The sequence below is a fragment of the Mesorhizobium sp. M4A.F.Ca.ET.020.02.1.1 genome, from assembly GCF_004022645.1.
In the GTDB taxonomy this organism is placed as follows: Bacteria; Pseudomonadota; Alphaproteobacteria; order Rhizobiales; family Rhizobiaceae; genus Mesorhizobium.
The window spans coordinates 1-6,091 of record NZ_RZOI01000358.1; the positions used below are offsets into that span (position 1 = coordinate 1).

The 6,091-nt window shown below is 58.5% G+C and carries 7 protein-coding genes and 1 pseudogene; 5 read left to right on the forward strand and 3 right to left on the reverse strand.

Going from position 1 to position 6,091, the window contains the following annotated elements; translation table 11 throughout:
* Positions 1 to 290 (forward strand): hypothetical protein (locus EN742_RS20935; RefSeq protein WP_210214470.1); only part of this gene is annotated, 290 nt, incomplete at its 5' end.
* Positions 291 to 692: 402 nt separating this feature from the next.
* Here EN742_RS20935 and EN742_RS20940 read toward each other — a convergent pair.
* Positions 693 to 1,054 (reverse strand): annotated as a pseudogene (locus tag EN742_RS20940) (AraC family transcriptional regulator); the annotation flags it as partial.
* A gap of 181 nt (positions 1,055 to 1,235) precedes the next feature.
* Here EN742_RS20940 and EN742_RS20945 point away from each other — a divergent pair.
* Positions 1,236 to 1,523: a PilZ domain-containing protein gene (locus EN742_RS20945; RefSeq protein WP_126054557.1), complete on the forward strand. Its 288-nt coding sequence runs from the start codon at positions 1,236 to 1,238 to the stop codon at positions 1,521 to 1,523.
* Between the two features lie 742 nt (positions 1,524 to 2,265).
* A complete protein-coding gene (locus EN742_RS20950; protein WP_128333224.1) occupies positions 2,266 to 3,558 on the forward strand; it encodes a site-specific integrase in 1,293 nt (430 codons plus the stop codon).
* Positions 3,559 to 3,699: 141 nt separating this feature from the next.
* Here EN742_RS20950 and EN742_RS20955 read toward each other — a convergent pair whose 3' ends face one another.
* Positions 3,700 to 3,996: a helix-turn-helix transcriptional regulator gene (locus tag EN742_RS20955; protein ID WP_245492367.1), complete on the reverse strand. Its 297-nt coding sequence runs from the start codon at positions 3,994 to 3,996 to the stop codon at positions 3,700 to 3,702.
* Positions 3,997 to 4,103: 107 nt separating this feature from the next.
* On the opposite strand from EN742_RS20955, the gene EN742_RS20960 reads away from it, so the two are divergent.
* On the forward strand, positions 4,104 to 4,778 hold the full coding sequence (locus tag EN742_RS20960; RefSeq protein WP_128333225.1) for a hypothetical protein: 675 nt from the start codon (positions 4,104 to 4,106) through the stop codon (positions 4,776 to 4,778).
* 338 nt (positions 4,779 to 5,116) lie between these two features.
* Here EN742_RS20960 and EN742_RS20965 read toward each other — a convergent pair whose 3' ends face one another.
* Positions 5,117 to 5,329 (reverse strand): AlpA family phage regulatory protein, encoded by a 213-nt coding sequence (locus EN742_RS20965; RefSeq protein ID WP_128333226.1) that lies wholly within the window; start codon positions 5,327 to 5,329, stop codon positions 5,117 to 5,119.
* Between the two features lie 407 nt (positions 5,330 to 5,736).
* Between EN742_RS20965 and EN742_RS20970 the strand changes: the two genes are divergently transcribed.
* Entirely contained in the window at positions 5,737 to 6,027 is a 291-nt protein-coding gene (locus EN742_RS20970; RefSeq protein ID WP_128333227.1) for a hypothetical protein, read from the forward strand.
* Positions 6,028 to 6,091 lie beyond the last annotated feature (64 nt).

A 6,091-nucleotide genomic window follows, 5' to 3' on the forward strand; every position in this document is an offset into this window, starting at 1 on the left:
GACAGGTCATCGATCTCCGGATCATGCAGCTTGCCGACAAGGACGGCCGAATTCCGCGCGTCGAAGTGCGCGTCAACCAAACCCCCATCACCACGATCAGCGTTGTACGGTCCATGCAGCCGGAAGAGCATCGCATCGTCATTCCCCGTCTGCTCCTGCGGCAGTCGGGCTTCACGACGATCGAGTTGAGGCCTGAGGCCTCCGTGGCTGCATCGAGGGTGACGCCTGAAGACAAAAGGTTGCTTGGGGTTGGTTTGATTGCAATGCGCGTGGCGCCATCGATCCAGTAAGGCCCGATCGACCATAGGGCACCGGCCATTGGCGCGGTCCGTTGGGGCAGGCCATGGACGAATGGCCAAGCCTGCCTTTCGCAAGCAAATTCGAGCTGTGTTTAAGTAAGCGGCTACTTTTTCTGCCGGGCCCACCTGGTCGCTTGCTCCGCCTTGTCAAGCGCAAGGAATGGCAGCAAGACCAACAGCATGGCGGCGACGGCAACGAGATTTGCCGCGTCCTCGATCACGCGAATGACGACTTTCACAGCTACTACCCCTCCCGACATAGTAATAGCCGAAATCGACCTCAACCTCAAGATGTACGGTTGAGCGTGGTATTGCCTTGGCCGGACAATTTTGGCGTCGGAGTGGGAGACTTCCCGTCAGGCGGTAACACAAATCGGGGCATGGCCAGCCGCCTCAGCCCGCGGCGGGATCGAACTGATCCGAGCGAGAAGCTTCCATGTCCTCGTGCGCGGGAGCGGTGGTCAGGTCGCGGCTGTTTTGCCGTGGCGAGCGGCCTATGACCGGCTTGAAAGCGGTGCTGAAAGCGCTTTCGGACTCGTAGCCGAGTGACGGCGCTATGGCCGAGATGGGATCATCGCTGTTCTCCAGCCTGTCGCTGGCCAGCAGCATGCGCCAGCGCGTCAGGTAATCCATCGCCGGCACGCCGACCGTTTCCCTGAACTTCAGCGCGAAGCTCGACCGCGACATGCCGGCGCGCGCGGCCAGTCCCTTCAGCGATGCGCCGGATCCTCGTGGATGGCGCCGATTGCCGCGCCCGGACTGCCCGACAGTCGCCAATTCCATGCAGTGGGTCCGGCGGCCCGAGGTGGCCGGTAGCGAAGAGGGTTGTCTTTGGGATATCATTCGACCTCGCGTAGCTGGCAGGTCAATAAAGCGCCGGCTAATATGAGGGGCCGCCCGCCGCGAGGGTGATTCCGGATCGAGCAAGGCACGCGCATGGAACCCGATGAACCCAGACGAGAGCGTCGCCTTCACCAACGTGAGATTGTCCTGAAGGAGGCCACGATCGTCGCGGGTCCTGACAACCCGGCGATTGGCTGTTCCGTCCACAATCAGCATGAAAGAGGGGCCGAACTGCGCGTTCCTGCCGACGCCTTCGTGCCGGAGCGTTTTCTCCTGCATGTGCCTGACGATGCGGCCACCTATCAAACGGTGGTGCGCTGGCGAAGGAAGGAGCGGCTTGGCGTCCAGTTCTACGGCGCACCCAACCCCGCCAAGAGCTGACCGGTTATTCCATGAAGCCGGGCCGGTTTGGTTAGGAGCGCATTGCTGTCTCGCAGCAACGAGGTGACGTCACCCTTTGAGCAGCGATGAAAGATGTGCAGGCTGACTGTCGGAGCAGTGCTTGAAGGACGCGAGAGCGATCGACCCGAACGATAAAGCGCCGGATGCTCGGCTATCGGGTCGACGAACGAAAGTTGCCCTGGCGCGTATGGCGCGCCGCAATTGGCATAGGCCAAGGCTTCCGTCCCATCGGAACAAATGGGCTTGCTGTGGGGTTTCAAGCGAGGGAAGAGCGCTGATGCCAAACCAGACCAAAGAGCGGCCCCCGCCGAAGCCAAATCCGAAAGAGGCGCAAGTCCGGCCTCATGACAAGGACGCGCCAGAACCTCAGCATGTTGATCCGCCTCCGCGAGATGTCCGAGAGGCGCCGGTTCCAAATCCAAACGGCGATAAGAAGCCTTGACCGCCGGCACGCGGCGAAAATGGCTGCTGCCTCACGGCGGCGGGCTTTCTCTTTTGGGACGGGTTGCCGTTATGCAAGGTCCGTTTTGCTTGTTAAGTGTTTGGTTTTATTGACAACTTGGCGGAGGGAGTGACAGCCATATTACTGTCTCATGTCATCTCAACCAATGAAAATCATAGGCAATATCAGTGCTTTAATCTAAAATAGCTGTCTCGCGCCGTTGCAATTCGCATCATCCAATGCCACAGTTTTTGGCGGGTAAGATGATGGGATCAGGAAATGCCGAAGATCGCTAAGGAACTTTCAGCACTGGCCGTCAGGAACTTGAAACACCCCGGATGGACCACACCGGGCAACGCTGTGTTTGCTGTTGGCGGTGTTGCCGGGCTCATGCTCCAAATCACGCCGGGCAGCGGCCGGTCATGGCTATTGCGCACAACAAACGTCAATGGCCGGCGTTGCGAAATGGGTCTTGGCGGACATGATGTGTCATTGGGCGAAGCTCGCGAGCGAGCGAGGGCAACCAAAGACAAAATCCACAACGGCATCGATCCGCTACAAGAGAAGCGCGACCGTCGCAAAACCGCGATTGAGGCCGCAAAGCGCTATCTTACATTCCGCGATGCCGTCGACAAATTTCTTGCCGACACGCTGGCGGAATTCAGAAACGAAAAGCATCGGAAGCAATGGCAATCCACGCTGGACACCTACGCAATGCCCGTCATCGGGAATCTTGCCGTTTCCGAGGTCACCAAACATCACATGGTTGAAATCCTTAAGCCGATCTGGACGACCAAGACGGAGACGGCCACGCGTCTGCGGCAACGTTGCGAACGCGTGCTTGATTGGGCAAAGGCACACGGACACCGCGAGGGCGACAATCCGGCACAGTGGAAGGGCAATCTCAATGCCATGTTGTCCAAGCCAAGCAAGGTTGCGACGGTCGATAATCAGCCCGCCGTTCAGTTGAAAGACGCGCCCACGTGGTTCGCGGCATTGCGCAAACGCGAAGGCACGGGTGCACGGGCATTGGAATTCGCGACATTGACCGCTGCGCGATCAGGTGAAGTGCGCGGTTTGGAATGGTCGGAAATCGATTGGAACGACAAATTGTGGACAGTGCCGGCGTCGCGAATGAAAATGAAGCGCCCGCACGTTGTGGCGCTATCCGATGCGGCAATGACAATCCTAACTGCGATGAAAGAGGCCGCGACCGCCGACACAGAATATGTGTTTCCGGCGATCCGGGGCGGCATGCTGTCCGACATGACGTTGAGTGCGACCATGAGACGGATGCACGAAAGCGAGATCGAGGCGGGCCGCACGGGCTGGCTCGACAAGAACTCGAAGCGTCCAGCCGTGCCCCATGGGCTGCGGTCAACGTTTTCGGATTGGGCAGGGGAGTTGTCAGATTATCCAAGAGACATGCGGGAATTTGCGCTCGCCCATGCCATCAACAGCGACGTTGAGGCCGCATATCGGCGTGAAACCATGATTGTGAAGCGCCGCGCCATGATGAGCGATTGGGCCGCATTTTTGCAGGGCGGGAAAACGCCAAGCTCTATGACGTGAGCTTTGGCAACGCAGTTCGCAAAGCCGCAATCGGCGACGCAGCCGAATTGGTTGATTTGCTGCATTCGGACAGCAAACGTGCGCTGTTAGGCGATCTAGTTGAAGAACTCGCATCACGTCCACAGGACAAAGAACGTGCTCCTACGTGCGTTCGGAACGCCGTGACAAGCGCACACCGACACCACCGCCATTTTCAGGGATGAACTCGATGCCGGCATTCTCAAGCGTTTTTTGGAGGAGGTATCGCGTTCCAGTTTGAGGAACAGAACGGTCGTTCTCGAAATTGCGAATGGTAACAGCACTCGCGCCGGAGCGGGCGGCGAGATCCTCTTGCGTCCATTTCAACAGCGCTCGTGCGGCGCGACATTGAGAAGAATCCATTCCGCAAACTGGTGATAACTCCCGAAAATCGCAAGCCTTTTCGGAAAACGTTGACATACTCTTTCTAAAAACAAATAATCCTTTCGTTTTTAGAAAGCGGCCGCATCGAATGCGCGAACACTCGACGCGGCCTCACCACAACCCAGCTGTTAGGAGCTCGGATCATGCCTGATTCCGACAATAGCATGAGTGCGTTTTTCGTCACCCGGCGGCGCTTGCTGGCGGGCACGGCCACGGCCGCGGCGGCATGGCCCTTCCATGGAAAGTCTTGGGCCGCCGAACTGACGGACGGCAGCAGCGCGGCCGATCCTGCTCTTCGTCTGTGTGGGAACTGGCAAAAGATCCACGATGAGACACTGGCGCTGTGCCGCGAACAGCAGCGGTTGGAGACACAACTCGCCAGGACGGTCGGCTTTCCCTGCGCCAAGGTGCGGCTTGCCGATGGTAAGGACGTGACGCTCCATTCCATCGAGAGACTGAACGATGCCTACTCTCCTGAATATGAAGTCGAATGGGGCAGGGCGCTTGCGGATTTCGCGGCACACCAGGTGCGCTGGGACGTTGCTGATGATGAGATCGGCTATTCGAGAACAGACGAACTGATCCGGCAATCGGAAACAGCCGAAAGCGCACTTCTGGATGATCTGACGCAGACAGCGGCCACGTCCATCGAAGGCATTTTGGCCAAGCTTACGGTCATCCTGCGTGACGGTGAGCACTGGGAACATCCAGACGATTTCCCCTGGCCGCATATCCGATCTGTGCTGGATGACCTCGCCCGCCATCATAAACGTCGATCCAGCGACGATCGCCGGATCGATCGGACAACCGTTAGTTGACTGCTCTTATAGGCGGAGAGGAAGCAGTCTGCTTCGAAGGAAGCCAGATCGGTGGCCGCCGTCACGGCGTTTCGCTGAACGCTTGCTGTGTCAGCCTGAGGGGCGCCCACCGAAGCAGATAAGCGGCCAGTTGTGTGCGGTTCGATCCAAAGTCGCCCTGCTTGAGCAACCCATCTTGATGGGCGCGAGGCCGACTATCGTTTCTGGTTTGCCGCGTTCGTTCGCATTGGCGACGCTCCTGATGGACATGGCCCACATGGGTTCAAGGAATAGCCTCGCTGCCGCGACCGCGGCGTCTCGATGAAGGCCAGCTTTCCGCGCAGTGTGCATCACCCTCATCACAACTTGTCGCCCTCGTCTTGCCGACGCCACGAAACGGGATTGGTGATCCAGCGACTGATGTCGGATTCATGCCAGCCTGAACCGTGGACACTGATTTGGATCTGGCGTGGGAAGGTGCCTTCGGCGATCTTGCGGTAGATGGTGGACCGGGACAGACCGGTCCGGGAAAGGACGGTTTTCAAGCGGATGATACGGTCTGGTTCGGGCATGGTCGCGCCGCCTCCTGTCGACTGTTTCTGACTGCTCCTGATCCAGAGAGGACAGACACTTACGGGCGCGCAAGAGGGTTTTCCGGGTCGTCGTGCCCCAGCGTGGAGACGGCGGCAAATCGGACTTGTCTGGAGTCCAATGCCTCGCCCCGCCCAAGGTCGATGCCATGATTGAAGGCGAGTTCCAAGCCGAGGCGACGCGCTGATTCGAAGGCGATGCCAAGGTCCCTCCTGCGGTTGGCCACGATGGATTCAAGATATTTCCTCAAGCATAGGAAGCACCGCAGGCCGGACGCATGGGACAAGCGGCATGAGCGAGATTGAGGAGTGCTTATACCGGCGGGCTTTGCATTTGCCTTATCGACAACCCCGCGATAGGAACGAATTCGGCTTAAGCGGGGGGGGGTATGAATCAGAATTTTCAGACAGCGTTGCGGATAGTGCGTAACAGGTTCATCCGGCATGCATGGACGAGCACTCAACAGCGCTGGACGACTTCCTTCGTTGTAGCCGGTCTTATCCTCGCGACGATAGTCATGCCTTCATTCGGCATTGCAGTGTTCGGTACCGCCTTCGCTGGTTGGTGGCTTGCCGTGTTCATCATGACCGGCGTTTGCGGCCTTGTCGGCAACCGCGTCGGAATTGGCCGTGAGAAGGCGAGAATGATGCGTCAGGCGGAGGCGGACCGGGGTCAATGACGCTTAAGATTTTCACGTGCCTTTGCTTCGGCACCCTTGCAAAGAACTAGCCTGCCAACTACAT

Bases quoted from the DNA above. Each gene is read 5' to 3' on its own strand.
- EN742_RS20965 (WP_128333226.1), bottom strand. From the start codon at position 5,329: ATGCCCGAACCAGACCGTATCATCCGCTTGAAAACCGTCCTTTCCCGG.
- EN742_RS20970 (WP_128333227.1), top strand. From the start codon at position 5,737: ATGAATCAGAATTTTCAGACAGCGTTGCGGATAGTGCGTAACAGGTTC.
- EN742_RS20960 (WP_128333225.1), top strand. From the start codon at position 4,104: ATGCCTGATTCCGACAATAGCATGAGTGCGTTTTTCGTCACCCGGCGG.
- EN742_RS20945 (WP_126054557.1), top strand. From the start codon at position 1,236: ATGGAACCCGATGAACCCAGACGAGAGCGTCGCCTTCACCAACGTGAG.
- EN742_RS20955 (WP_245492367.1), bottom strand. From the start codon at position 3,996: ATGTCAACGTTTTCCGAAAAGGCTTGCGATTTTCGGGAGTTATCACCA.
- EN742_RS20950 (WP_128333224.1), top strand. From the start codon at position 2,266: ATGCCGAAGATCGCTAAGGAACTTTCAGCACTGGCCGTCAGGAACTTG.